The sequence below is a fragment of the Modicisalibacter sp. MOD 31.J genome (assembly GCF_020147985.1).
GTDB classification, from domain to species: domain Bacteria; phylum Pseudomonadota; class Gammaproteobacteria; order Pseudomonadales; family Halomonadaceae; genus Modicisalibacter; species Modicisalibacter coralii.
In genome coordinates this window covers 585,052-608,391 of the sequence record NZ_JAGXFF010000004.1, presented here as the reverse complement: position 1 = coordinate 608,391, position 23,340 = coordinate 585,052, and the positions used below count along the sequence as shown (strand labels likewise).

23 protein-coding genes and 1 riboswitch are annotated in these 23,340 nt (G+C 67.1%); of the genes, 9 read left to right on the top strand and 14 right to left on the bottom strand.

The annotated features are described in order from the left end of the window. Positions 1–118 precede the first annotated feature (118 nt). Genes KGR00_RS16740 through yacG form a run of 3 tightly spaced genes read left to right on the top strand, consistent with a single transcriptional unit; the run spans position 119 to position 1,906 of the window. Positions 119–985: an A24 family peptidase gene (locus KGR00_RS16740; RefSeq protein ID WP_224419733.1), complete on the top strand. Its 867-nt coding sequence runs from the start codon at positions 119–121 to the stop codon at positions 983–985. A gap of 46 nt (positions 986–1,031) precedes the next feature. Next, positions 1,032–1,673 (top strand): dephospho-CoA kinase, encoded by a 642-nt coding sequence (gene coaE, locus KGR00_RS16735; protein ID WP_224419732.1) that lies wholly within the window; start codon positions 1,032–1,034, stop codon positions 1,671–1,673. After that, positions 1,670–1,906 (top strand): DNA gyrase inhibitor YacG, encoded by a 237-nt coding sequence (gene yacG, locus KGR00_RS16730; RefSeq protein WP_129138650.1) that lies wholly within the window; start codon positions 1,670–1,672, stop codon positions 1,904–1,906. Before coaE ends, yacG begins: the two co-directional genes overlap by 4 nt. A gap of 140 nt (positions 1,907–2,046) precedes the next feature. Here the strand turns inward: yacG and prpD are convergent, their stop codons facing one another. The 4 genes from prpD to KGR00_RS16710 all read right to left on the bottom strand — a co-directional run bounded on the left by prpD (position 2,047) and on the right by KGR00_RS16710 (position 6,620). Then, the gene (gene prpD / locus KGR00_RS16725) at positions 2,047–3,531 is read right to left on the bottom strand and encodes a 2-methylcitrate dehydratase (RefSeq protein ID WP_224419731.1); all 1,485 of its coding nucleotides are present in this window, start codon (positions 3,529–3,531) and stop codon (positions 2,047–2,049) included. 96 nt (positions 3,532–3,627) lie between these two features. Then, positions 3,628–4,755 (bottom strand): 2-methylcitrate synthase, encoded by a 1,128-nt coding sequence (prpC, locus tag KGR00_RS16720; RefSeq protein ID WP_224419730.1) that lies wholly within the window; start codon positions 4,753–4,755, stop codon positions 3,628–3,630. Between the two features lie 267 nt (positions 4,756–5,022). Continuing rightward, on the bottom strand, positions 5,023–5,901 hold the full coding sequence (gene prpB / locus KGR00_RS16715) for a methylisocitrate lyase (RefSeq protein ID WP_224419729.1): 879 nt from the start codon (positions 5,899–5,901) through the stop codon (positions 5,023–5,025). Then, positions 5,898–6,620, bottom strand: a complete 723-nt coding sequence (locus tag KGR00_RS16710; protein WP_224419728.1) for a GntR family transcriptional regulator — start codon at positions 6,618–6,620, stop codon at positions 5,898–5,900. Before KGR00_RS16710 ends, prpB begins: the two co-directional genes overlap by 4 nt. Positions 6,621–6,837: 217 nt before the next feature. Here KGR00_RS16710 and pabB point away from each other — a divergent pair, with 217 nt between their 5' ends. From pabB to KGR00_RS16690, 4 genes are all read left to right on the top strand, one after another. Continuing rightward, positions 6,838–8,184: an aminodeoxychorismate synthase component I gene (gene pabB / locus KGR00_RS16705; protein ID WP_224419727.1), complete on the top strand. Its 1,347-nt coding sequence runs from the start codon at positions 6,838–6,840 to the stop codon at positions 8,182–8,184. Between the two features lie 23 nt (positions 8,185–8,207). Next, positions 8,208–9,284 (top strand): iron ABC transporter permease, encoded by a 1,077-nt coding sequence (locus KGR00_RS16700; RefSeq protein ID WP_224419726.1) that lies wholly within the window; start codon positions 8,208–8,210, stop codon positions 9,282–9,284. Continuing rightward, positions 9,281–10,069 (top strand): ABC transporter ATP-binding protein, encoded by a 789-nt coding sequence (locus KGR00_RS16695; protein ID WP_224419725.1) that lies wholly within the window; start codon positions 9,281–9,283, stop codon positions 10,067–10,069. Before KGR00_RS16700 ends, KGR00_RS16695 begins: the two co-directional genes overlap by 4 nt. Positions 10,070–10,214: 145 nt before the next feature. After that, a complete protein-coding gene (locus tag KGR00_RS16690) occupies positions 10,215–10,835 on the top strand; it encodes a phosphoadenosine phosphosulfate reductase family protein (RefSeq protein ID WP_224419724.1) in 621 nt (206 codons plus the stop codon). Positions 10,836–10,908: 73 nt separating this feature from the next. Here KGR00_RS16690 and cysB read toward each other — a convergent pair whose 3' ends face one another. Then, the gene (cysB, locus tag KGR00_RS16685) at positions 10,909–11,880 is read right to left on the bottom strand and encodes an HTH-type transcriptional regulator CysB (protein WP_129138659.1); all 972 of its coding nucleotides are present in this window, start codon (positions 11,878–11,880) and stop codon (positions 10,909–10,911) included. A gap of 254 nt (positions 11,881–12,134) precedes the next feature. Here cysB and trxA point away from each other — a divergent pair, with 254 nt between their 5' ends. Continuing rightward, positions 12,135–12,458 carry a thioredoxin gene (trxA, locus tag KGR00_RS16680; RefSeq protein WP_129138660.1) on the top strand — a complete coding sequence of 108 codons (324 nt, stop codon included), beginning with the start codon at positions 12,135–12,137 and terminating at the stop codon, positions 12,456–12,458. 75 nt (positions 12,459–12,533) lie between these two features. Here the strand turns inward: trxA and KGR00_RS16675 are convergent, their stop codons facing one another. The 5 genes from KGR00_RS16675 to KGR00_RS16655 form a co-directional block, all read right to left on the bottom strand. After that, positions 12,534–13,583 (bottom strand): AI-2E family transporter, encoded by a 1,050-nt coding sequence (locus tag KGR00_RS16675; RefSeq protein WP_224419723.1) that lies wholly within the window; start codon positions 13,581–13,583, stop codon positions 12,534–12,536. Between the two features lie 131 nt (positions 13,584–13,714). After that, on the bottom strand, positions 13,715–15,526 hold the full coding sequence (locus KGR00_RS16670; protein WP_224419722.1) for an acyl-CoA dehydrogenase C-terminal domain-containing protein: 1,812 nt from the start codon (positions 15,524–15,526) through the stop codon (positions 13,715–13,717). Positions 15,527–15,655: 129 nt separating this feature from the next. Continuing rightward, positions 15,656–16,417, bottom strand: coding sequence for an SDR family NAD(P)-dependent oxidoreductase (locus KGR00_RS16665; RefSeq protein ID WP_224419721.1), 762 nt, complete (start codon positions 16,415–16,417; stop codon positions 15,656–15,658). A gap of 16 nt (positions 16,418–16,433) precedes the next feature. Then, complete coding sequence (locus KGR00_RS16660) at positions 16,434–18,104, bottom strand: AMP-binding protein (RefSeq protein ID WP_224419720.1); 1,671 nt, start codon at positions 18,102–18,104, stop codon at positions 16,434–16,436. Positions 18,105–18,342: 238 nt separating this feature from the next. Next, complete coding sequence (locus KGR00_RS16655) at positions 18,343–18,921, bottom strand: TetR/AcrR family transcriptional regulator (RefSeq protein WP_129138665.1); 579 nt, start codon at positions 18,919–18,921, stop codon at positions 18,343–18,345. 131 nt (positions 18,922–19,052) lie between these two features. Here KGR00_RS16655 and KGR00_RS16650 point away from each other — a divergent pair, with 131 nt between their 5' ends. Beyond that, the gene (locus KGR00_RS16650; protein WP_224419719.1) at positions 19,053–20,240 is read left to right on the top strand and encodes an acetyl-CoA C-acyltransferase; all 1,188 of its coding nucleotides are present in this window, start codon (positions 19,053–19,055) and stop codon (positions 20,238–20,240) included. A gap of 27 nt (positions 20,241–20,267) precedes the next feature. Here the strand turns inward: KGR00_RS16650 and KGR00_RS16645 are convergent, their stop codons facing one another. The 4 genes from KGR00_RS16645 to pstA form a co-directional block, all read right to left on the bottom strand. Beyond that, positions 20,268–20,594, bottom strand: coding sequence for a DUF190 domain-containing protein (locus KGR00_RS16645; protein WP_224419718.1), 327 nt, complete (start codon positions 20,592–20,594; stop codon positions 20,268–20,270). After that, positions 20,591–20,989: a fluoride efflux transporter CrcB gene (crcB, locus tag KGR00_RS16640; protein ID WP_129138668.1), complete on the bottom strand. Its 399-nt coding sequence runs from the start codon at positions 20,987–20,989 to the stop codon at positions 20,591–20,593. Before crcB ends, KGR00_RS16645 begins: the two co-directional genes overlap by 4 nt. A 95-nt stretch (positions 20,990–21,084) precedes the next feature. Continuing rightward, positions 21,085–21,181: riboswitch (Fluoride riboswitch) on the bottom strand. A gap of 54 nt (positions 21,182–21,235) precedes the next feature. Next, entirely contained in the window at positions 21,236–22,078 is an 843-nt protein-coding gene (pstB, locus tag KGR00_RS16635) for a phosphate ABC transporter ATP-binding protein PstB (protein WP_129138905.1), read from the bottom strand. A 73-nt stretch (positions 22,079–22,151) separates the two neighbouring features. Continuing rightward, entirely contained in the window at positions 22,152–23,318 is a 1,167-nt protein-coding gene (gene pstA / locus KGR00_RS16630) for a phosphate ABC transporter permease PstA (RefSeq protein WP_224419717.1), read from the bottom strand. Between the last annotated feature and the right edge of the window lie 22 nt (positions 23,319–23,340).

Below are 23,340 nucleotides of genomic sequence, written 5' to 3'. Positions count from 1 at the left end.
TCTCGTCTTCGCTCGTGACGCACCTCGACTGCAGCCGTGCCAGAGCTTTCATGCCAGGAAAGCGCGGCTATGGTACCGTCTGGCGCCGATGCCCGCCGACGATTAGAAGGAGTCTCCCTTGCCGGCCGATTTTCCGCCTCTGCTGTTGTGGCCGCTGGTCGCGGTGCTGGGCCTTTGCCTGGGTTCGTTCGTCAATGTGGTGATCGCCCGGCTGCCGCCGATGCTGATGCGCCAGTGGCACGAGGAAGCCTGTGCGGCACTGGAGCGCGACCCGGACCCGGAGGTGGCCGCCCTGCCCCGAGTCAACCTTCTCACCCCCGGCTCTCACTGCCCGCACTGCGCCTCGCCGATCGCCTGGCACGACAACATCCCCCTGCTCGGCTATCTCAAGCGTCGCGGCCGCTGCGCCGGATGCCACCAACCGATCAGCCCCCAGTATCCGCTGGTCGAGCTGGCCGGCGGCGTACTGGCCGTGGCGGTGGTGACGATCCATGGCGCCACGCCGGCGAGCCTGGCGCTGATCGGCGCCTGCCTGACGCTGCTCGCCCTGGCGGTGATCGACCTGCGCACCCAGTTGCTTCCCGATCTGCTGACCCTGCCGCTGCTCTGGACCGGCCTGCTCTATCAATGGCTGTTCCAGCCCCTGATGCTGGAAAGCGCGGTGCTCGGCGCGGTCGTCGGCTATCTGGTGCTCTGGGCCTTCTACTGGCTGTTCAAGCTGACCACCGGCAAGGAGGGCATGGGCTACGGCGATTTCAAGCTGCTCGCCGCGCTGGGCGCCTGGATGGGCTGGCAGATGCTGCCGCTGCTGCTGATTCTCTCGGCGGGCGTGGGCGCCGTGGTGGGCATCGTCGCCCAACTCGTCATGCCCCGGCTGCGCGGCATGCCGATCCCCTTCGGCCCCTTCCTGGCCATGGCCGGGTGGATCGCGCTACTCTTCGGGGCGCCACTGATCGCCGCCTACCAGTCGCTGCTGCTGGGCTGACGTCCGGCCGCCGCGACGACCCATCGGGAAGAACCAGAGGACAACCATGCGCCAACCGCTGACCATCGGCGTGACCGGCGGCATCGCCTCCGGCAAGAGCGCCGTGGCCCGCGCCTTCGCCGAGCTGGGGGTGCCCTGGGTCGACGCCGATGACGTCGCCCGCGAGGTGGTCGAGCCCGGCGAGCCGGCACTCGCCGAGATCGCCGAACACTTCGGCCGCGGGGTCCTCGACGCCGAGGGCCGGCTCGACCGGCGGCGGCTGCGCGAGACGATCTTCGCCGAGCCCGACGAACGCGCCTGGCTGGAGTCGGTGACCCACCCGCGCATTCGCCAGCGGCTGCTGGCTCACCTCGAGCGCATGAGCCAGAGCGGCGCGCCCTATCATCTGCTGGTCTCGCCGCTGCTCTTCGAGTCGGGTCAGGCGGCACTGGTCGACCGCTGTCTGGTGATCGACGTGCCGGAAGCCCTGCAGGTCGCGCGCACCACGGCGCGGGACACCGTGGACGAGGCACAGGCAAGGGCGATCGTCGCCGCACAGATGCCCCGCGACGAGCGGCTGGCCAGGGCCGACGACGTGATCGACAATCAGGGCGATCTCGATGCCCTGCGGGCGCAGGTCGCCCGGCTCGATGCCCATTACCGGCAGCTCGCCGCTGCTTCCACTCAACGACCCGGTGACCCGTCATGACCTCGGATGCCCGCGACGCCAAGCGTCCTCTCGAAGTCGCCTGCCCCCAGTGCCGAACCCTGGTGGTGTGGTCGGCCGACAACCCCTACCGGCCGTTCTGCTCCAAGCGCTGCCGGCTGATCGATCTCGGTGCCTGGGCCGACGAATCCCACCGCATCGCCGGCGAACCGGCGATGGACGAAGCCGACCTCGACGCCCTGATCGACCGCCTGGAGCGCGGCGGGCAGCAGTGATTCTCCGGTGACCGACAAACACCGCATCGCGAACAAGTTCGCTCCCACACAATCCGCTCCGCTCATAAGCGGTCTGAAGTCCTGTGGGAGGGAACTCGTTCCCGACTCGCGTGGTTTACCGAAAGAGCATCCTCTCGGGCTCAGATCACGAACAGATCCATGAAGGCATGCACCGGGGTGCTCTCGAGCCGCGCCTGGTCCTTGCACAGCGCGAAGATCCGCTCGCTGCGTCCGGCCGGGAAACGCGTCGCCAGGTTGGCCTTGAACTTGGCCTCGAGCAGCGGGATGCCCTCCTCCCGACGCCGGCGGTGACCGACCGGGTACTCCACCGCCACCTTCTCGGTCTTGCTGCCGTCGGTGAAGAACACCTGCAACGCATTGGCGATCGAGCGCTTGTCCGCCTCCAGGTACTCGCGGGTGTAGCGCTCGTCCTCCTCGACCACCATCTTCTCGCGCAGCTCGTCGATGATCGGGTTCGCCGCGTGGAAGGCATCCTCGTAGTGCTCGGCGGTCAGGTTGCCGAACGCCAGCGGCACGGCGGTCATGTACTGCAGGCAGTGGTCGCGGTCCGCCGGATTGGCCAGTTCGCCGACCTTGGAGATGATGCGGATCGCCGACTCATGGGTGGTGATGACGATCTTGTCGATCTCGCCGAGCCGGTCCTTGACCTCGGGATGCAGCCGAACCGCGGCCTCGCAGGCGGTCTGCGAATGGAACTCCGCCGGGAAGGAGATCTTGAACAGCACGTTCTCCATCACGTAGGTGCCGTAATCCTGCGGCAGGTTGAAGCGGCGCTGATCCTCCGGCTTGAGCTTCTGGTCCTTGTTGGTCTTCGAGAACAGCACGTCGTAGAAGCCCCACTGCGGCGCGGAGAGCACGCCGGGGATGCCCATCTCGCCGCGCAGGGCGATGTCGGCCAGGCGCACCGCCCGCGAGGTGGCGTCGCCCGCCGCCCAGGACTTGCGCGACCCGGCGTTGGGCGCATGGCGGTAGGTGCGCAGCGACTGGCCATCGACGAAGGCATGGGACAGCGCCGACAGCAACTGCTCGCGGTCGGCGCCCATCAGCTTGGCGACCACCGCGGTGGAAGCGACCTTGACCAGCACCACGTGGTCGAGCCCCACGCGGTTGAAGGAGTTTTCCAGCGCGATCACCCCCTGGATCTCGTGGGCCATGATCATCGCCTCGAGGACGTCGCGCATGGTCAAGGGCGCCAGCCCCTCGGCGACACGTTTCTGCGACAGATGATCGGCGACGGCGAGGATGCCACCCAGGTTGTCGGAGGGGTGGCCCCACTCGGCGGCCAGCCAGGTGTCGTTGTAGTCCAGCCAGCGAATGATCGCGCCGATGTCCCAGGCCGCCTTGACCGGGTCGAGACGCAACTGGGTACCCGGCACCCGCGCGCCGTGCGGCACCACGGTGCCCTCGACGACCGGGCCGAGGTGCTTGGTGCATTCGGGGAAGCGCAGTGCCAGCAGGCCGCAACCCAGGGTATCCATCAGGCAGTTGCGGGCGGTGTCCAGGGCTTCCTGGCTGTCGATCCGGTAGCCGAGCACATAGTCGGCGATCTGCTGGAGTTCGGCGTCGTAATCCGGACGCTGGTTCTGTTCGACGTTGGCGCTCATCTTGGTTCCTTGGTGTATAGGCTCGAAGCTATAAGCTTCAAGCTCTAAGCTCTAAGCTCTAAGCTCTAAGCTCTAAGCTCTAAGCTCGAAATCAGATTATTGGCGCTGCTCGATCGGCAGCCACTCCTGCTTCTCCGGCCCGGTGTAGTCGGCACTCGGGCGGATGATGCGGTTGTTGTCACGCTGCTCGAAGACGTGCGCGCACCAGCCGGTCAGCCGCGAACAGACGAAGATCGGCGTGAACAGCTTGGTGGGGATGCCCATGAAGTGGTAGGCGCTGGCATGGAAGAAGTCGGCGTTGCAGAACAGCTTCTTCTCGCGCCACATCACGGCCTCGCAGCGCTCCGACACCGCGTAGAGACGCTGGTCGCCGACGTCCTCGGCCAGACGCTTCGACCAATGCTTGATGATGGCGTTACGCGGGTCGGAGTCGCGGTAGATGGCATGGCCGAAGCCCATGATCTTCTCCTTGCGCTCGAGCTTGCCGAGAATCTCGCGCTCCGCTTCGTCGGGGGTCCGCCAGTCCTCGATCATCGCCATCGCCGCCTCGTTGGCACCGCCGTGAAGCGGGCCGCGCAGGGTACCGATGGCCCCAGTCACGCAGCTGTGGATGTCGGACAGGGTCGAGGCGCAGACACGGGCGGTGAAGGTCGAGGCGTTGAACTCGTGCTCGGCATAGAGAATCAGCGAGACGTTCATTACCCGCGCGTGCAGCTCGGAGGCCGGCTTGCCGTGCAGCAGGTGCAGGAAGTGCCCGCCCACCGAGTCGTCGTCGGTCTCGGTGTCGATACGCACGCCGTCGTGGGAGTAGCGGTACCAATAGTTGATGATCGACGGAAAGGCCGCCAGCATGCGATCGCTCTGGTCCTGCTGTTCGTCGAAGCTTTCCTCGGTCTCGAGGTTGCCGAGCATCGAGGCCCCGGTGCGCATCACGTCCATGGGGTGGGCGTCGGCGGGGATCTGCTCGAGCACCGCCTTGAGCGGCTCGGGCAGACCGCGCAGGGTCTTGAGCTTGGCGACGTAGGCATCCAGCTCACTCTGGTTGGGCAGCTTGCCCTTGAGCAGCAGGTAGGCGACCTCCTCGAAGCGGGCGTGCTCGGCCAGGTCATGAATGTCGTAACCGCGATAGGTCAGGCCCGAGCCTTCCTTGCCGACGGTACACAGCGCGGTACTGCCGGCACTCTGGCCACGCAGCCCGGCGGTGTTGGGGGTCTTCTCTGCCATGACGTGTCTCCTTGCCGCTTTGTAGTGATGTACACCAATGTTATCGCCCGTGGCCGGGGTACTCCGAGGGCAAGCCTCCGCGAGGGCGCTGTAAACCCATCCTTGGGCGCTACTTTTGCCATCTGACCGCCATGGATGGCGGAAATGCCGGAATGGAAAGGAACACTTTCCGGCCTTGGCAAAAGACCCTCGCTTCGCCTTGCCCCGGCGCCGGACATTGTCGAGGTCGATAAGGAACTCCCGGCACGGCCGGAGCCGCTCCCTCCATCATTCCTGCTCGAACAGTTCGTCGAGCTTGCGCTCGAAGGCATGGTAGTCGAGGAAGTCGTAGAGTTCGTCGCGGGTCTGCATCCTGTCGACGACATCGTGCTGATGCCCCTTGTCGTGGATGCTGCGATAGACCTCCAGCGCCGCGGCGTTCATGGCGCGAAACGCCGACAGCGGATAGAGCACCATGCGGCAGCCGACCTCGCCCAGTTCCTGCTGAGTGAACAACGGCGTGGCGCCGAACTCGGTGATATTGGCGAGAATCGGAGCATCAATGGCCTCGCAGAAGGCACGATAATCGTCGAGCGTGTGCACCGCCTCGGCGAAGATCGCGTCGGCGCCGGCCTCGACGCAGGCGTTGGCGCGGTCGATGGCGGCCTCGAGCCCCTCCTTCTGGAAGGCGTCGGTCCGCGCGATCAGGTAGAAGTCCGGATCGAGCCGGGCGTCCGCCGCGGCCTTGATGCGATCGACCATTTCCTGCCTGGAGACGATCGCCTTGTTGGGGCGATGACCGCAGCGCTTCTGCGCCACCTGATCCTCGATGTGCACCGCGGCGACGCCGGCCCGGCCCATCTCCTTGATGGTGCGGGCGATGTTGAAGGCCCCGCCCCAGCCGGTATCGATGTCGACCAGCAGCGGCACGTCGGTGGCGCCGGTAATGCGATGAGCGTCCTCGACCACGTCGTTCATGGTGGTCATGCCCAGGTCCGGCAGGCCGAACGAGGCATTGGCGACGCCGCCACCGGAGAGATAGATGGCCTGGTGCCCGACCTTGCCGGCCATCAGCGCCGTGTAGGCATTGATGGTGCCGACGATGGGCAGCGGCCGGTTGGCGTCGAGTGCGGCGCGAAAGCGCGCCCCGGGGGTGAGTCGGGTCATGACGTTTTCCTCTGGATGGGGGCGACGGGGGTACCGGCTTCCTGCTCGAGCACGGCGGCGTAGCGCTCGGCGACGTTCTCGCGCGAGGCACTGACGTGGCGGCGCATCAGCAGTTCGGCGAGTTCCTCGTCGCCGGCCTCGATGGCGTCGACGATGCGGTGGTGCTCGACGAAGGCACGGTGCGGCCGCGCCCCGCTGGCGCTGAATTGAGTGCGGTAGAGCCGCACCAGGTAATAGAGGTCGTCGCACAGCAACGTCATCAGCATGCGGTTATGGCTGCCCTGGACGATGCGATAGTGAAAGTCGAGATCGCCCTCGCGCTGGTAATAGGCCTCGCCCCGGGACAGGTCGCTCTGGCGTTCGTGGACGGCGAGCACCTCGCGCAGCCCGGCGATCTCCTCGGCGGTCATGTGGCGGGCGGCAAGCCGGGCGGCCATGCTCTCCATCGCCTCGCGCACGTCGAACAGCTCGAGCAGTTCGCGCATCGAGAGCTTGACCACCCGGGCACCGACATGCGGAACGCGCTCGATCAGGCGATGGGTCTCCAGGCGACGCATCGCCTCGCGCAACGGCCCGCGCGAAATGCCATAGGTCTTGGCCAGCCCCGGCTCGGTGATCTTGGTGCCAGGCGCCAGTTCGCCGCGTACGATGGCATCCTGGAGCTGGTTGAACACCCGCTCGGCCAGGGTACGGACTTCGGGGACACGGTTGTCCTGCATGGGTTGCCTGCCATTGTCGACAATTCACGGATTTCTGCACTCTAGACAGCTGGCCCCGAGCCGTCAACATCCCATTGCCCTTCGCCCCGTTCGCCTTTGGGCGTAGGTGGGTGTCCGGCCTCGGCACCTGATTGTCGACAACGCCCCGCCCGTCAACCATCGGCGCCGCCGTGATGACACTGATAGACTATGCCTTCGTTCTGTCAGGCCGTTTCGCATGACCACCCGACTCGACATCGTCCCCCTGCCCTATCACGGCGACCCAACGATCCGCTTCGAGGCACTGCGCCGGCGTCCGGGGGCCGTGCTGCTCGACAGCGGCAAGCCCCATGGCCCCGGCGGACGCTACGACATCCTGTCCAGCGACCCTCGGGCACGCTTCGAAGTGGACGCCGAGGGGCGCGTCTACAGCGACAGCGGGCTGGCCCTGCCCGACGCTCCCTTCGCCGCCCAGCAGGCCCTGCTCGACAGCCTGGATATCCAGGCTCCGCCAAGTCACCTGCCCTTTCTCGGCGGCCTGATCGGCTACTGGGGTTACGATCTCAACCGGCGCCTGGCACCGCTGGAGGGCCGCGCACGCCCCGCCACCACGCTGCCCCACTGCCGGCTGGGGCTCTACGACTGGGCGCTCATCGAGGATCACCAGCGGCACGAGGCCTGGCTGGTGGCCAGCGCGGCGCGGCGCGACGAGGTACTGGCCTGGCTGGCCGAGCCCGCGCCGGCCGAGGACGACTTCACGCTCACCGGCCCCTTCACCGCCGAACTCGACCGCGCCGACTACGGCCGGCGCTTTCGCCGCGTGCAGGCCTATATCCGCGCCGGCGACTGCTACCAGATCAACCTCACCCAGCGCTTCAGCGCCGCGTACCGGGGCAGCCTCTGGCAGGCCTATCGTCGCCTGCGCCGGGCCACGCCGACGCCCTACGGCGGCTTCCTCGCCTGGGACGACAAGGCCGTGCTCTCGGTCTCGCCGGAGCGTTTCGTCGAGGTCAGCGAGGGCCGCGTCGAGACCCGACCGATCAAGGGCACCCGACCGCGCGGCGACACGCCCGAGGCGGACCGGCGCCACGCCGAGGCGCTGCTGGACAGCCTCAAGGACCGTGCCGAGAACGTGATGATCGTCGATCTGCTGCGCAACGATCTGGGCCGCGTGTGCCGCCCCGGCAGCGTGCGGGTGCCGCAGTTGTGCGGCCTGGAGAGCTATGCCAACGTGCACCATCTGGTCAGCGTGGTGTGCGGCGAACTCGCCGGCGGTCATGCGGCGCTCGACCTGCTGGCCGCGGCCTTCCCCGGCGGCTCGATCACCGGCGCGCCCAAGGTCCGGGCGATGCAGATCATCGACGAACTCGAGCCCTGCCAGCGCAGTGTCTATTGCGGCAGCCTGGGCTACGTGGACGTGCGCGGCCACATGGATACCTCGATCGCGATTCGTACCGTGATCGCCGATGCCGGACGCCTGCATGTCTGGGGCGGCGGCGGGCTGGTCGCCGATTCCGACGAGGAAGCCGAGTACCAGGAGTCGCTGACCAAGATCGGTCGACTGATGGATGCCCTGGCCCGATGAGGACCGCGGAACGGGAATCCCGCATGCCCACGAATCCAGCCGTGTCATCCCGCTGCCGGGATGACAGCATTGCCCGCTACCGGGCGCGGCAGCGACGACAGTACTGGCTGCTCGGCGGCCTGCTGGCACTGACCCTGGCCAGCCTGCTCGGCGATGTCGCGCTGGGCCCGGGGGGCTATTCGTTGCCCCGGGTCATGGTGGCCCTCGTCTCGCCCGAGAGCGTCTCGTCGACGCTCAGGGCGATCGTCTGGCAGATCCGCCTGCCGGTCGCGCTGATGGCGGTACTCGTGGGCGCCAGCCTGGCGATGGCCGGCGCCCAGATGCAGACCATTCTCAACAATCCGTTGGCCGATCCCTTCACCCTGGGCATCTCGTCGGCAGCGAGCTTCGGTGCCGCGCTGAGCCTGATCCTGGGTATCGGCGTCATGCCACTGGCCGGCCCATGGCTGACCGCCGGCAATGCCTTCCTGCTGGCGATGCTGGCGTCGCTGACGCTGTGGGCCGTCAACCACTGGCGCGGGGTCAGCGTGCAGTCGCTGGTGCTGCTGGGCATCGCCATCATGTTCTTCTTCAATGCGCTGCTCGGCCTGATGCAGTTCGTGGCCTCCGCCGAAGCGCTGCAGCAATTGATGTTCTGGTCGCTGGGCAGCCTCGAGCGCGCCAGCTGGACGACGGTCGCGCTTTCCGCGCTGGTGCTCGCGCTCTGTGGCCTGGGCTTCTGGCGGTCGCGCTGGCGGCTCACCGCCCTGGGCCTGGGCGCGACCCAGGCACGCTCGCTGGGCGTCGATCCGGGGCGTCTGCGGCTGCGCGTGCTGCTGGGCACCTCGCTGCTGGCGGCGACCGCGGTCGCCTTCGTGGGCACCATCGGTTTCGTGGGGCTGGTCGGTCCGCATATCGCCCGGCTGCTGGTGGGCGAGGACCAACGCGTCTTCCTGCCCATGGCGACGCTGTGCGGCGCGCTGATCATGAGCGTGACCTCGCTGCTCGCCAAGACGCTGATCCCCGGCCTGATCGTTCCGCTGGGGATCCTCACCGCCCTGATCGGCCTGCCGTTCTTCGCCGCGCTGGTCCTGCGCAGCCGCCGGGAGCCGTGGGGATGAGTCTGCGTATCGAGTCGCTGCGCTGCCGGCTGGGCGGGCGCGAGGTCCTTCACGACATCGGCCCGCTCGACGCGCGGCCGGGCGAGCTGACCGCCCTGATCGGCCCCAACGGCGCCGGCAAGTCAACCCTGCTGCGCGCCATCGCCGGCCATCAGCGCGCTCACGGGCATTTCATCCTCGACGGCCGTGCCCTCGACGACGAGCCGCTGGAGACCCGCGCGCGGCGTCTCTACTACCTGCCCCAGTCGACCGAAACGGGCAGCCGGCTGAGTGTCTTCGAGGCGGTCCTGCTCGCCGTGCGCACCCTGGCGCCCGGCGATGGCCCGAGCGCCCTGCGCCGCGTTCGCGATACCCTGGCCCGACTGGAACTCGAGCCGCTCGCCGAACGCCAGCTCACCGCCCTCTCCGGCGGCCAGCGCCAGCGCGTGGCGATCGCCCAGGCGCTGGCCCGCGAGCCGCGCCTGCTGCTGCTCGACGAGCCCACCAGCGCGCTCGATCTGCAGCATCAGCTCCAGACCCTCGACTGGCTCGGCGAGCACGCCCGGCTACACGGGACCATCGTCGTGCTCGCCGTCCACGACCTGACGCTGGCGGCCCGCTACGCCTCGCGACTGTGGATGCTCGACGCGGGGCGCGCCGTCGCCCAGGGGCCGCCCGGCGAGGTGCTCACCGTCGAGCGCCTGCGCGAGGTCTACGCCATCGAGGCCGAAGTCACCTGGCCGGCGGAGGGACCACCACGCGTCACGCCGCTGGCGGCCAGCCGCAGGACGCCCTCGCGCTACTAGGACCATTTCTTCTAACGGCGCGGCGTTCGCTAGCCAATCCGGCCATATAAGAATCGAACCAAACAGTATTGGGGGCGATCCGGCGGGCTCTGATACGGTAGGCGCATTCCCGAGGCACCGCCTCGCCCCCTTCAAGGAGCCTTCCATGGATCTCGACATCGATGCGGTCAATCAGGAGCTGGGCCACGACCCCGAAGGCCTGACCCGCTGGGCCCTGAGCCTGGACAAGCGGGCGATCTGCACCACCAACTTCCGCCCCTTCGAGGCGGTGATCCTGCATCTGGCGACGCGCTTTCAGCCCGACATCCCGGTGGTCTGGATGGACTCCGGCTACAACACCGAGGCCACCTACCGCTTCGCCGACGAGCTCGCCAGACGATTGTCGCTCAATCTGACCATCTACCATCCGCGCCGCTCGCGGGCGCATCGCGAGGCGCTGGACGGGCCGCTGCCGGGCATCGACGACCCGCGTCACGCCGCCTTCACCGAGGAGGTCAAGCTCGAGCCGTTCCAGCGCGCCCTGCGCGAGACCAACCCGCAGGTCTGGCTGACCGCGCTGCGCGCCGAGGACACCGCCCAGCGTGCCCAGATGCAGCCCGTCTCGGTCAACGCCGACGGCCTCATCAAGGTGGCGCCGGTCCTGCACTGGACCGCCAAGGACATGTACCAGTACCTGCAGCGCTTCGACCTGCCCAACAACTTCGACTACTTCGACCCCACCAAGGTCGAGGAAAAGCGCGAGTGCGGCCTGCACCTGCAGCACTGATTCAATGCTACCCCCGTAAACGCAGAGAACCCCGCCGCCAGCGGGGTTCTCTGCGTTCGGGATGGGTTGAGGGTCAGCGCACGGGCAGTTCGATACCGTCGAACAACGTCTGCTCGTGACGCGGCCCGGCGGCCAGTGCGGCATCGACCCGGTCGCGGTCGAGGTGCGGCGCGAAACGCTGAATGAAGTCGTACATGTAGCCACGCATGAAGGTGCCGCGGCGGATACCGATCTTGGTCGTCGAGCTGGCGAACAGGTGCCCGGCATCCAGCGGGACCAGGTCGCCGTCGGTCTGCGGATCGACGGCCATGTGCGCGACGATGCCCACGCCCATGCCCAGCCGTACATAGGTCTTGATCACGTCGGCATCGGCGGCGGTGAGCACCACGTTGGGGCTGAGCCCCTTGGCACGGAAGGCATCGTCAAGCTGCGAGCGCCCGGTGAAACCGAAGACGTAGGTGACCAGCGGGTACTCGGCGAGACGCTCGAGGGTCAGCTCGCCGAGCTTGGCCAGCGGATGGTCCTCGGGCACCAGCACGCAGCGGTTCCAGCGATAGCACGGCAGCAGCACCAGGTCGTTGAACAGTTCCAGCGACTCGGTGCAGATCGCAAAGTCGGCCTGCCCCTCGCTGACCATCTGGGCGATCTGCTTGGGCGTGCCCTGCTGCATGTGCAGCGCGACATCGGGGTACTTGCGGGTGAACTCGCTGATCAGCGGCGGCAGCGCGTAACGCGCCTGGGTGTGGGTGGTGGCGATCGCCAGGCTGCCGCGACGCTCGTCGCTGTGCTCCTGGGCGACCTGCTTGATGTTGTCGACGGTGCGCAGCACCTCGCCGGCCAGGTCGATGATCGACTCCCCGGCCGGGGTGACCCGGGTCAGATGCTTGCCGCTGCGGGCGAAGATCTCCACGCCCAGCTCGTCCTCGAGCAGGCGGATCTGCTTGGAGATGCCCGGCTGCGAGGTGAACAGGCTCTGCGCCGTCGCCGAGACGTTGAGATTGTGCCGGGTGACTTCCCAGATGTAACGTAGCTGTTGCAGCTTCATGCGTGCACGACTCCTGACCCGCGGGCTCCTGGGTGCCGCTTTTTAATTTCTTGAGGAAATAAAAGCTCTTTCAATCGATCACATAATCGAATATAAGAGCATGATAGTCGGGTCGATTCCCACCAGCAAGCGCCAGCCATTTTCATAGCGCGGCCCTATCGCGGCGCTTGGCAATGGCCATTTGCCAGCGATAGCGTCCAGGGCTACCATCGACCGACTACGCTAGAGTCAGCGCAAGCAATCTGGAGATTCACATGGCTAACAACGTCGATGTCACCACCGCCAACTTCGAGCAGGAAGTCCTCAAGGCCGAGCAGCCGGTCCTGCTGAAGTTCTGGGCGCCCTGGTGCGGCCCCTGCAAGATGATGGCGCCGGTGGTCGAGGAAGTCGCCGACGAGAAGGCCGGTAACCTCAAGGTCGTCAGCGTCAACGTCGACGATGCTCCGGACATTGCCGCCGAGCACGGCGTACGCGGCGTACCCACCGTGATGCTGTTCAAGTCCGGCGCCAAGGTCGCCTCGCTGGTCGGTGCCCAGTCGAAGTCACAGCTGATCCAGTTCATCGATCAGAACGCCTGATCGCCGACGATCACCCGCGTCTCGCAACGCCGCCCCTGCGCCGAGGGGGCGGCGTTGTCGTGTTCGCGGCCAGCCTCAATATTCGCCTCGTCCGCCCAGCATCCGCGCCAGCCAGCGTGTTTCCGGGTGGCTGTTGAGGGCGATCTTCAGCGTCATGGTCAGCGGTACCGCGAGCAGCATCCCCACCGGCCCCAGGATCCACCCCCACACCACCAGCGAGAGGAAGGCCACCAGGGTCGACAGCCCCAGGGTGTGGCCCATCACCCGCGGCTCGATGAGATTGCCGATCACGAAATTGACCAGCAGGTAGGCCAGCGCCAGCACACTCGCCTTCGCTAGACCGCCGTCGGGCATCACCAGGGTCAGCAGCACGGCGGGAACGGCGGCCAGCGCCGAGCCGATGTTGGGGATGTAGTTGAGACTGAAGGCCAGCGTCCCCCACAGCAGCGGGAACTGCACCCCCAGCAGCAGACAGGCGAGATAGATCAACGTCCCGGTGATCAGACTGATCACTGTCTTGATCGCCAGATAGCGCTTGAGATTGTGGCTGAACTCCTTGAAACGCCGCAGGCTCGGCGCCGGATTGTCCAGCGACTGGGCGACCTTCTCGCGAAAGTCCAGGGTCTCGAAGAGCATGAAGATCACCAGCAGCATGATCAGCACGCTCTGCGACAGCAGATTGCCGATCCCCCCCAGGAACGTCGGCACCATCTGCGTGGCGGTGGTGGGATCCAGCCATTCCGACATGCGCCGGGGCTGAACGTGGACGCCCATGTTGCTGAGCCAGTTGAGCAGCGATAGGTAATGCTTGCGCAGCTCGTCCTCGAGCTGCGGCAACGCTTCCATGAAGGTCGCGAAACTGCTGGCCAGCAGGGTGCCGAGCAGGGTGAGAAAGAGTCCGAGGATCACCAGCGTCAGCAGCACCGAGAGGCGCCGGCTGACACCCAGGCGATACAGCCAGTGCACCGGAGCCGTGCAGATCACGGCGATGAACAGCGACAACAGCAACGGCACCAGCAGGTCGGCACCCAGCTTCATCCCGCCGATGATGACCACCAGCGCCGCCAGCGTCAGGGTCAGGTTGAGGGGGATGTCGCGCTTCTTACGGTCGACGTCGTGGTCCATGCCGGCCATCCTGGCAATTGCGTTGCCCCCATGATGGCGGCATCGCCGCCGGACGACAATCGTCCGCGACGCGAAAGCCCCACGCCAGTGTCAACCGACGCGGGGTCGAGAATTCCAGCAATGCCGTACTATCAGATGGCGAAGCCCCGGGCGAAGTCATCCTCGTCCAGCGCCATCAGCGATTCGCCACCGGCGCGGATCATCGCCGCATGCCCGCGGGTCCGCGGCAGCAGCCGCTGATAGTAGAAGTCGGCGGTGGCGCGCTTGCCGCGATAGAAGGCCGCGTCATCGGTGCCCTCCGCCAGCGCCCGTTCGGCGCTCGCCACGGCGCGGGCCCACAGATACGCCAGGGTGACGTAGCCGGAATAGAGCAGATAATCGACGCTCGCCGCGCCCACTTCCTCGCGGTCGCCCATCGCCTTCATGCCCACCGCCAGGGTCAGCTCGCCCCATTCGGCATTGAGGGTCGCCAGCGGCTCGACGAAGGGCTTGAGTGCCTCGTCGTCGGCGTGCGCCTGGCAGAACTTGTGGATCTCCTTGGTGAAGATCTTGAGCGTCTCGCCCTGGCTCATCAGCACCTTGCGGCCCAGCAGGTCGAGCGCCTGAATGCCGGTGGTGCCCTCGTAGAGCCGGGTGATGCGGGCATCGCGGACGAACTGCTCCATGCCCCACTCCTGAATGAAGCCGTGACCGCCGAAGACCTGCAGGCCCTCGTTGGTGGCCTCGAATCCCAGCTCGGTGAGAAAGGCCTTGACGATCGGCGTCAGCAGGCCCAGCAGCGTCTCGGCGCGCTCACGTTCGGCGGCGTCGGTGGCATGACCGGCGAGATCGACCAGTTGCCCGGTGTACATCACCAGCATGCGCCCGCCCTCGGCCAGCGCCTTCTGGGTGAGCAGCATGCGCCGCACGTCGGGATGCACGATGATCGGATCCGCCGGCTTGTCGGCGGCCTTGGCCCCCGACAGGGCGCGCATCTGCAAGCGATCGCGGGCATAGGCCAGCGAGTTCTGGTAACTCGCCTCCATCAGGCCCAGGCCCTGGATGCCCACGCCGATACGCGCCTCGTTCATCATGGTGAACATGCACGCCAGCCCCTTGTGCGGCGGCCCCACCAGATAGCCCAGGGCGCCGTCGAAGTTCATCACGCAGGTGGCGTTGCCGTGGATGCCCATCTTGTGCTCGAGCGAGCCGCAGGTCACGCCGTTGCGCTCGCCCGGGTTGCCGTCGGCATCGGGCAGGTACTTGGGCACCACGAACAGCGAGATGCCCCGCGAGCCTTCCGGGGCATCGGGCAGCTTGGCCAGCACCAGATGCACGATGTTTTCCGCCAGGTCGTGTTCCCCGGCGGAAATGAAGATCTTGGTCCCGGTGATGCGATAGCCCTCGTCGCCCTCGGGCACGGCGCGGGTCTTGATCAGCCCCAGGTCGGTGCCACAGTGCGGCTCGGTCAGGCACATGGTGCCCGTCCACACGCCTTCGACCAGCTTGCTCAGGTAGGCGGCCTTCTGCGCCTCGCTGCCGTGATGGCGCAGCGCATCCGCCGCGCCGTGGGACAACCCCGGATACATGCCCCAGGCCAGGTTGCTGGCACAGATCATCTCCGACAGGGCCAGGGCCAGCGAGGCCGGCAGCCCCTGACCGCCATGCTCGACCTCGGCGGAAAGCCCCGGCCAGCCCCCCTCGACGTACTGGGCGTAGGCTTCCTTGAAGCCCTGAGGTGTCTTGACCTCACCGCCTTCCAGCAGACACCCCTCGCGGTCACCGCTCTGATTCAGCGGCAACAGCACCTCACGGGTGAACCGTCCGCCCTCCTCGAGGATCGCCTCGACGATGTCCGGCGTGGCCTCTTCGCCGTTCGGCAGACGCGCGTAATGGCCGGGGTAGTCGAGCATCTCGTTCATGACGAAGCGCAGATCGCGCAGCGGGGCCTGATAGTCGGGCATGGGGATCTCCTCGAATGGGGCGCAACGCGGTCCGGGCCGCGTTCAAACACATGTTTGAAATTAGCCCCGCCCGGCATGACGAGTCAAGCGTTCGTTTAAATTTAGCGCTTCCCGCTTCCCGCTTCCCGCTCACTGCATGCGAATGCCCCCGTCGAGGCGAATGGTCTCGCCGTTGAGCATCACGTTGGCGACGATCTGCTCGGCCAGCGCCGCGTACTCCTCGCCGCGCCCCAGCCGCTTGGGAAACGGCACCGCCGCCGACAGCGAAGCCACCGCGTCGTCGGGTATGCCCGCCATCATCGGCGTCTCGAAGACGCCCGGGGCGATGGTCATCACCCGAATGCCGTAGCGCGACAGTTCGCGGGCCAGCGGCAGGGTCATCCCCGCCACCCCGGCCTTGGAGGCGCTGTAGGCGGCCTGGCCGACCTGACCGTCGAAGGCGGCGATCGAGGCGGTGTCGATCAGCACGCCGCGTTCGCCATCCTCGTCCTGGGGCGCATTGTCGGCCATCGCCGCCGCCGCCAGGCGCAGCACGTTGAAGGTGCCCACCAGATTGATCTCGACGGTCTTGGCGAAGGCGTCGAGATCGGCCGGCCGGCCCTCGCGGTCGAGCAGCTTGGCGACACTGACCACCCCGGCGCAATGCACCACCCCGTGCAGCCCGCCCAGCGCCACGGCGCGATCGACGGCGGCCTGCATGTCGTCGGCACGACACACGTCGCCGCGCACGGCGACTGCACGTTCGCCCCACTCCCGGGCACGTGCCTCGACGTGCTCGCTGCGATCGCAGAGCACCACGCGGGCACCGCCGGCCAGCAGGCGCTCCGCGGTGGCCGCGCCCAATCCCGAGGCGGCCCCGGTGATCAGAAAGTTGTTGTCCTTGACTTGCATCGAGAAACCTCCCGGGTCAGAGAGCAGTCCTGGCCGCCTGATCGGCGGCATCCGCGCGCAACTTGAAACGCTGGATCTTGCCGCTGGGCGTCTTGGGCAGGGCATCGACGAACTCGATCACCCGCGGGAACGCGTGAGCGGAGAGCCGCTCCCGGACATGGCGACGAAGCTCCTCGGCCAGTTCGTCACTGGCCTCGATGCCCTCGCGCAACACCACGTAAGACTTGATGATCTCGCCGCGGATCGCGTCGGGCTGGCCCACGGCGGCGGATTCGGCCACGGCGGGGTGGCTGAGCACGCAGTTTTCCACGTCGGTGGGCCCCACCCGGTAACCGGCGGTGGTGATGATGTCATCGCCACGTCCCGCGAACTGGAAGACCCCCGCCTCGTCGTACATCACCACGTCGCCGGTCAGGTAGTAACCATCGACGAAGGGGTGCTTCTCCTGCCAGGTGTAGCCGGCGAAGAAGTGTGCCGGCGAATTGGCGATATCCACCGCCAGCACCCCGGGCTCACCCGGGGGCAACTCGCGGTGTTCGGCGTCGAGGACCGCCAGCCGATAGCCGGGCAACGGCACCCCCATGCCGCCGACGTGGCGGGGATGCGCCAGGGCATGATGGTTGCAGCAGGTCATGCCGGTCTCGGTCTGGCCATAGTGATCCATCACCGGACACCCCAGGGCCTTCTCCACCCAGTTCACCACCTCACTGTTCAGCGGCTCGCCGGCCGAACTGGCCCGCCGCAGTTCGAGACACTCGCGGGCCTCGTCGAACAATCCGGAGGCTTTCATCAGTCGGTAGGCGGTGGGCGCGGCGGCGAAGTTGGTGATGCGGTGGCGCTTCAAGAACGCCAAGGCGCCTTCGGCACTGAACCCCGTCTCGCAGAAATGCGTGGCCACGCCCAGCAACAACGGGCCGGTAATCGCATAGTAGAGACCATAGGCCCAGCCCGGATCGGCCATGTTCCAGAACCGGTCATGGGCCTCCAGGCCCACGGCCAGTTCCATGTAAAGGGCGAAGGCCGGCAGCGCCGCGAGCGGCACGGCCACGCCCTTGGGCTTGCCCACGGTGCCGGAGGTGAACATCTGTAGAAAGGGGGCATCCAGGGACTGCCGGGGCGCCGGCGTCTCGATGGGCGGGTGAGCTTGCGCGGCGTCCCAGTCCAGGTCGTCGCCGTGATCGCCGAGGGGGCCGCCGACGGTCAGGACCGGCAGACTGTGTGTCAGGCCATCGAACTTGCTGCGGTTGGCATGATCGGTGATCACGAGCCGGGTGTCGGCACGGCCCAGACGATAATCCACCGAGTCCGGGCCGAAGGCGGTGAACAGCGGTTGATAGACCGCGCCGATGCGCCAGGTGGCGAACACCGCAATTAGCAGTTGCGGCGAGCGCGGCAGCATGCAGGCGATGCGATCGCCCTCGCCCAGGCCACGGCTTGCGAGCCAGCCGGCCAGCCGTTCGCTGGCGGCGGCCAGCTCAGCGTAGCTCAGCGACGTGACCCGCATCTCGGTATCCTCGTGGACCAGCGCCGTCGCCCCACCGCGCCCCTGGCGCAGGTGGCGCCCACAACAGGCCTCGAAGGCGTTGAGCCTGCCGTCGCGATGATCGTCGATCCGCTCCATGACGGCGTCCATGGAGAAGGCCTCGGATCGGCCCGGCCCTTCATCCGGCTTCGTGGATGTATACATGGCGTGCCCTCCTGACTGACGCCCCGTTCGGGCTCGTTGTGTTTGTTGTGCTCATCGGGAAGAGCCGACTTTCCACCGGCCTGATTACCGCCTGGCGAACCGGCCCGCTCTTCTTCAGTTGACGTAAACGTCAACCTCATGAATCCTGACCTGAAGCTAGAAGCTTCCCGGCGGCGGAGCAAGGCATGCCGTCAGGGAAATGGCTAGACCATGGTCGAGTCCAGGCCGGGTCGGCTCGTCAGGGTCGGGACGAGGTGATCATCGCCACCAGTTCGCGCGCCAGCGTCTCGGGGGAACGACTGCCGTCGGGGTCGTACCAGCGCACCGTCCAGTTGAGCGCGCCCAGCGCGAAACGCCGGACCAGGAACGGATCGCCATGAATCAGGCCGGCGGCCAGTGCCTCGTCGATGACCTGCTGCCAGAGTCCTTCGTAGGCATCGCGCAGATGGCCGAGCGCCTCGTGGGAGGCGTCGTCGAGCCGCCGCCACTCGTAGAGCGCAACCACGTGGGCGTTGCGATCGCTGAGCAGGGTCTGCAGATGGGCACGCGCCATGGCGTCGAGGCGCGCCCGCGGGTCGGGCCCGGCTTCGGCGAGCGCCTTGCGGGCAAGGCTCAGGGCATTGTGCGTGCCCTCCTCGATGACGGCGTGCAGGATCGCCTGCTTGTCACGGAAGTGATGGAACAGGCTGCCGGACTTGATGCCCATCGCCTGGGCCAGCATGCGCACCGTGGTACGGTCGAAGCCCTCTTCGACGAACAGACGAGCGGCGAGGCGCACCAGCTCCTTGCGGCGTGGCGAGGCATTCTCTAGAGTCATTTTTACACTAGCGCTTGCTTGGTTTTTACCGAGCAAACCACAGGCCCCGGGTGCGGTCAACGCGCCCGTCGGCCGGCTCGCGGACCATCGTCACACGATGCCCCGAGCCGGCCTTTCGCCGGGAGCGAACCATGACCAACGCCAACGATATCATCATTCTCTCTGCCGCCAGAACGCCGATGGGGGGCCTGCTGGGCAGCCTGTCGAGTCTCACTGCCCCGCAACTCGGCGCCGTGGCCATCCGCGCCGCCATCGAGCGCGCCGCCATCGATCCCGACTGGATCGACGAGGGCATCCTGGGTTGCGTGCTGCCCGCCGGCGTCAAGCAGGGCCCCGCCCGACAGGCGATGCGCCAGGCCGGCATTGCCGACGCCATCGGCGCGACCACGGTCAACAAGCTGTGCGGCTCGGGCATGAAGGCCACCATGCTGGCCCACGACGCGATTCGCGCGGGCAGCGGCGCGCTACTGCTCGCCGGCGGCATGGAGTCGATGTCCAACGCCCCCCATGTGCTGACCAAGGCCCGCAGCGGCTATCGGCTCGGCCACGGCGAGCTCAAGGATCACATGTTCCTGGACGGGCTCGAGGATGCCGAGACCGGGCAGTTGATGGGCGCCTTCGCCCAGCAGGTCGCCGACGCCCGCGGCTATTCCCGCGAGCGCATGGACGACTTCGCCATCGCCTCGCTGGAACGAGCCTTGGCCGCCCACGAGCATGGCGAGCTCGTCGACGAGTTGGCCCCCGTGACGGTGACCACCCGTCAGGGCGAGCACGTCGTCGAGCACGACGAGCAACCCTTCACCGCCAGGCTCGACCGGGTTCGCTCGCTGCGTCCGGCCTTCTCGGCCGACGGCACCATCACCGCCGCCAACGCCAGCTCGATCTCCGATGGCGCCTCGGCGCTGCTGCTGGCCAGCGCGGACGCCGCCGAACGCCGCGGGCTGAAACCGCTGGCGCGTATCGTCGGCCACGCCACCCACGCCCGCCACCCCAGCGAATTCACCATCGCCCCGGTGGGCGCCATCGGCAAGCTCCTCGAGCGGCTCGACTGGCGGGCCGAGGACGTCGACCTCTACGAGATCAACGAGGCCTTCGCGGTGGTCACGCTGATCGCCATGGACGATCTGGGTCTGCCCCACGAGCGGGTCAACGTGTTCGGCGGCGCCTGCGCCCAGGGCCACCCGATCGGCTCCACCGGCTCGCGGATCATCGCCACCCTGATCAATGCGCTGCGCCGACGCGGCGGGCGGCGCGGCATCGCCAGCCTGTGCATCGGCGGCGGCGAAGCGACGGCCGTGGCCGTGGAATTGCTCGACTAGACTCGATAGATGCCGCCGGGCGACCGCTCAGTCGCCCAGGTGGCCGTACTCCACCGGGCGGCGCAGGCAGAAGACATCGATGCCCGCCGTGTCCACCGCCTCGATCAGCCGCTCGGCCAGCGTCGGCTCGAGCACGAACATCACCTCGGACGGCCGATCGGCCAGCTCGAAGAAATGCGCGGCGTGGACATGGCCGTTCTCGCCGGCGCTCATCACGTCGGCACGCCGCGTGTAGCGCGTGATGCCCAGCGTCCGGGCGGCTTCCACCACCGCGTCGAGTACCGGCTCGCCAGCGTGCCGACGCGACTCCGGCGCCATGAAGAGGAGTTCGTAACCGCTGTCGAGTGAGGTCATTTGATGGCTCCTGCCAGGGTTTTCACGACACCGAACGTCGCCATGCCCAGGGCCGTCATGCCCAGGGAGCCGGCGACGTGCAGCGCGATACCGCCGAGGGCCATGCCCCACTTGCCCGACTGCAGGGTGGTGAGCATCTCGGCGGAAAAGGTCGAGAAGGTGGTCAGGGCACCGAGAAAGCCAGTGACGACGAACAGCCGCCATTCCGGGGAAAGCTGCGGCAACTGGGCGAACAGCGCGATCGCCACGCCAATCAACCAGGCGCCCAGCCAGTTGGCGGCCAGCGTTCCGGGGGGCAGCGAGGGAAACAGCGCGTTGAGCCACAGGCCCAGCAACCAGCGCAGATTGGCGCCGATCGCCGCGCCCGCGCCGATGGCCACTACCGATGTCCACATGAAGCGATCCTTCCTGTTGCCTGACGAAAACGTGCAACACGAAGCGAACGAGGCGGCGGGAGACACGACGACACCTGCTACGCACGCACCTCGGGCGCTTCGCAGGCATCATCAATCGCGTGAGCGATGGTTCGGCGTCGTTGGTTGCCTGATCAAGGCGACGCCCGGAGGTATGCCATCTCCGAGTCGTCACTAGATGTAGCATGGCCGCCGGCCGGCTTCAAGCCGCCGCCATGCCGTAGACGATCAGCCGTAGCGGCCGGTGATGTAGTCCTCGGCCTTCTTGGTGTGCGGGTTGGAGAACATCATCCGCGTGTCGTTGTACTCGATCAGCTCACCGAGGTGGAAGAACGCCGTGTAATCCGCCACGCGGGCGGCCTGCTGCATGTTGTGGGTGACCGTGACGATGGTGAACTGCTGCTTGAGCTTGTCCATCAGGTCCTCGATGGTCGCCGTCGAGATCGGATCGAGCGCCGAGGTCGGCTCGTCCATCAGGATCACGTCGGGCTGCACGGCGATGGCCCGGGCGATGCACAGCCGCTGCTGCTGGCCCCCCGACAGCGAGGTGCCCGGCTGATGCAGCTTGTCCTTGACCTCGTTCCACAGCCCGGCATCGCGCAGCGCCCGCTCGACCAGCTCGTCCTGCTCGCTCTTGCGACCCACCAGATCGTGCATGCGCGGCGCATAGGCGATGTTCTCGTAGATCGACTTGGGGAACGGATTGGGCTTCTGGAAGACCATGCCCACCCGGCGGCGCAGCGCCACCTCGTCCATCTTCGCCTCGTTGACGTCGCGGCCGTCCATCTCCACCAGCCCTTCGATGCGTACACTCTTGATCAGGTCGTTCATGCGGTTGAGGCAGCGCAGGAAGGTCGACTTGCCGCAGCCCGAGGGGCCGATCAGCGCGGTGACGTTCTTCTGGTAGACATCGATGTTGATGTTCTTGAGCGCCTGGTGCTCGCCGTACCAGAGGTTGAGATCGCGCACGCGAATGCTCAGCTCGTGGTTGGCCTCCTCGTTGCGGTTGACCGGCTCGCCCGGCTGCCCCGTCTGCGGCGCGTGAGGTCGGGTGGGATCGCCCGTTGGCATGTCGTGGGTCTGCCCCTTGGTCCGGAGAATCTGTTCGTTGAGCATGAATCGTGTCCTCGACAGTGTCGCCGACTTACCAGCGACGTTCGAATTTCTTGCGCAGCAACACGGCGGTGGCGTTGAGCGTGATCAGCACGGCCAGCAGGACCAGAATGCCGCCGGCGGTCTTCTCGACGAACGCCGGACTCGGGTCGCCCGCCCAGGTGAAGACCTGCGCCGGCATCACCGTGGCGGCATTGGCGAAGGAGGCCGAGACGTCGGGGATGAAAGCCACCATGCCGACGATGATCAGCGGCGCGGTCTCGCCCATCGCCTGGGCCATGCCGATGATCGAGCCGGTCAGGATGCCCGGCAGCGACAGCGGCAGGACATGATCGCGCACCACCTGCCAGCGCGAGCAGCCCACGCCGAAGGCGGCCTGGCGGATACCGTCCGGCACGCTGCGCAGCGCCGTGCGGGTGGCGATGATGATCACCGGCAACGTCATCAGCGCCAGGGTCAGCCCGCCCACCAGCGGCGAGGAGCGCGGCACGCCGAAGAAGTTGATGTAGATCGCCAGCCCCAGCAGACCGAAGAGGATCGAGGGTACCGCGGCGAGGTTGTTGATGTTGATCTCGATGATCTGGGTGAGATGGTTGTCGGGCGCGAACTCCTCGAGATAGACCGCGGTCATCACCCCGATCGGGAAACACACCGCCATGGTCACGATCAACGTCATCACCGTGCCCATCGCCGCCGCGGCGATGCCCGCCATCTCCGGCATGCGCGAGTCGCCGGTGGTGAAGAAGGTGGTGTTGAAGCGCAGCTCGGCACGCCCCTGTTCGGCCAGGCGGTCGACGAGCCGGCGCTGCTTGGCGCTGAGCTTCGAGTCGTGCCCCTTGAGGTACTGATCGACGGCGCTGTCGGCGATCACCCACTCCATGCGCTGGGTGCCGAGCAGGTCGGGATCGTCCTCCATGCGCGAGGGGATCAGGCGCAGATAGCCGCGGCTGACCAGCGAGCGAACGTCGTCGCCCACCGCCGCGGGCGGGATCTCGCGGGCCTGCTCGCTGTAGGTCACCTCGACCTGGATCTGGGCCTGCTGGAAGGCCGGCAGGCCCTTGGCCAGCATGTCGCCGATGAACACCACCAGGAAGGTCGCGGCGAGGATCAGCGCGCCCATCGACATCCGCTTGAGGTTGGCCGAGCGGCGATGGCGCCGCTTGAGCTGGGCGGTGATGGCGTCGAAGGATTGGCTCATGAGCGTAACGAACCTCGTCGTG

Coding starts and splice junctions, on each gene's coding strand:
- crcB (WP_129138668.1), bottom strand. CDS start 20,989: ATGTGGACATCGGTAGTGGCCATCGGCGCGGGCGCGGCGATCGGCGCC.
- yacG (WP_129138650.1), top strand. CDS start 1,670: ATGACCTCGGATGCCCGCGACGCCAAGCGTCCTCTCGAAGTCGCCTGC.
- coaE (WP_224419732.1), top strand. CDS start 1,032: ATGCGCCAACCGCTGACCATCGGCGTGACCGGCGGCATCGCCTCCGGC.
- KGR00_RS16675 (WP_224419723.1), bottom strand. CDS start 13,583: ATGGACCACGACGTCGACCGTAAGAAGCGCGACATCCCCCTCAACCTG.
- KGR00_RS16695 (WP_224419725.1), top strand. CDS start 9,281: ATGAGTCTGCGTATCGAGTCGCTGCGCTGCCGGCTGGGCGGGCGCGAG.
- KGR00_RS16645 (WP_224419718.1), bottom strand. CDS start 20,594: ATGACCTCACTCGACAGCGGTTACGAACTCCTCTTCATGGCGCCGGAG.
- KGR00_RS16670 (WP_224419722.1), bottom strand. CDS start 15,526: ATGCCCGACTATCAGGCCCCGCTGCGCGATCTGCGCTTCGTCATGAAC.
- KGR00_RS16710 (WP_224419728.1), bottom strand. CDS start 6,620: ATGCAGGACAACCGTGTCCCCGAAGTCCGTACCCTGGCCGAGCGGGTG.
- prpC (WP_224419730.1), bottom strand. CDS start 4,755: ATGGCAGAGAAGACCCCCAACACCGCCGGGCTGCGTGGCCAGAGTGCC.
- prpD (WP_224419731.1), bottom strand. CDS start 3,531: ATGAGCGCCAACGTCGAACAGAACCAGCGTCCGGATTACGACGCCGAA.
- cysB (WP_129138659.1), bottom strand. CDS start 11,880: ATGAAGCTGCAACAGCTACGTTACATCTGGGAAGTCACCCGGCACAAT.
- KGR00_RS16700 (WP_224419726.1), top strand. CDS start 8,208: ATGCCCACGAATCCAGCCGTGTCATCCCGCTGCCGGGATGACAGCATT.
- pstB (WP_129138905.1), bottom strand. CDS start 22,078: ATGCCAACGGGCGATCCCACCCGACCTCACGCGCCGCAGACGGGGCAG.
- KGR00_RS16660 (WP_224419720.1), bottom strand. CDS start 18,104: ATGTATACATCCACGAAGCCGGATGAAGGGCCGGGCCGATCCGAGGCC.
- pstA (WP_224419717.1), bottom strand. CDS start 23,318: ATGAGCCAATCCTTCGACGCCATCACCGCCCAGCTCAAGCGGCGCCAT.
- KGR00_RS16665 (WP_224419721.1), bottom strand. CDS start 16,417: ATGCAAGTCAAGGACAACAACTTTCTGATCACCGGGGCCGCCTCGGGA.
- KGR00_RS16655 (WP_129138665.1), bottom strand. CDS start 18,921: ATGACTCTAGAGAATGCCTCGCCACGCCGCAAGGAGCTGGTGCGCCTC.
- trxA (WP_129138660.1), top strand. CDS start 12,135: ATGGCTAACAACGTCGATGTCACCACCGCCAACTTCGAGCAGGAAGTC.
- KGR00_RS16690 (WP_224419724.1), top strand. CDS start 10,215: ATGGATCTCGACATCGATGCGGTCAATCAGGAGCTGGGCCACGACCCC.
- prpB (WP_224419729.1), bottom strand. CDS start 5,901: ATGACCCGACTCACCCCCGGGGCGCGCTTTCGCGCCGCACTCGACGCC.
- pabB (WP_224419727.1), top strand. CDS start 6,838: ATGACCACCCGACTCGACATCGTCCCCCTGCCCTATCACGGCGACCCA.
- KGR00_RS16650 (WP_224419719.1), top strand. CDS start 19,053: ATGACCAACGCCAACGATATCATCATTCTCTCTGCCGCCAGAACGCCG.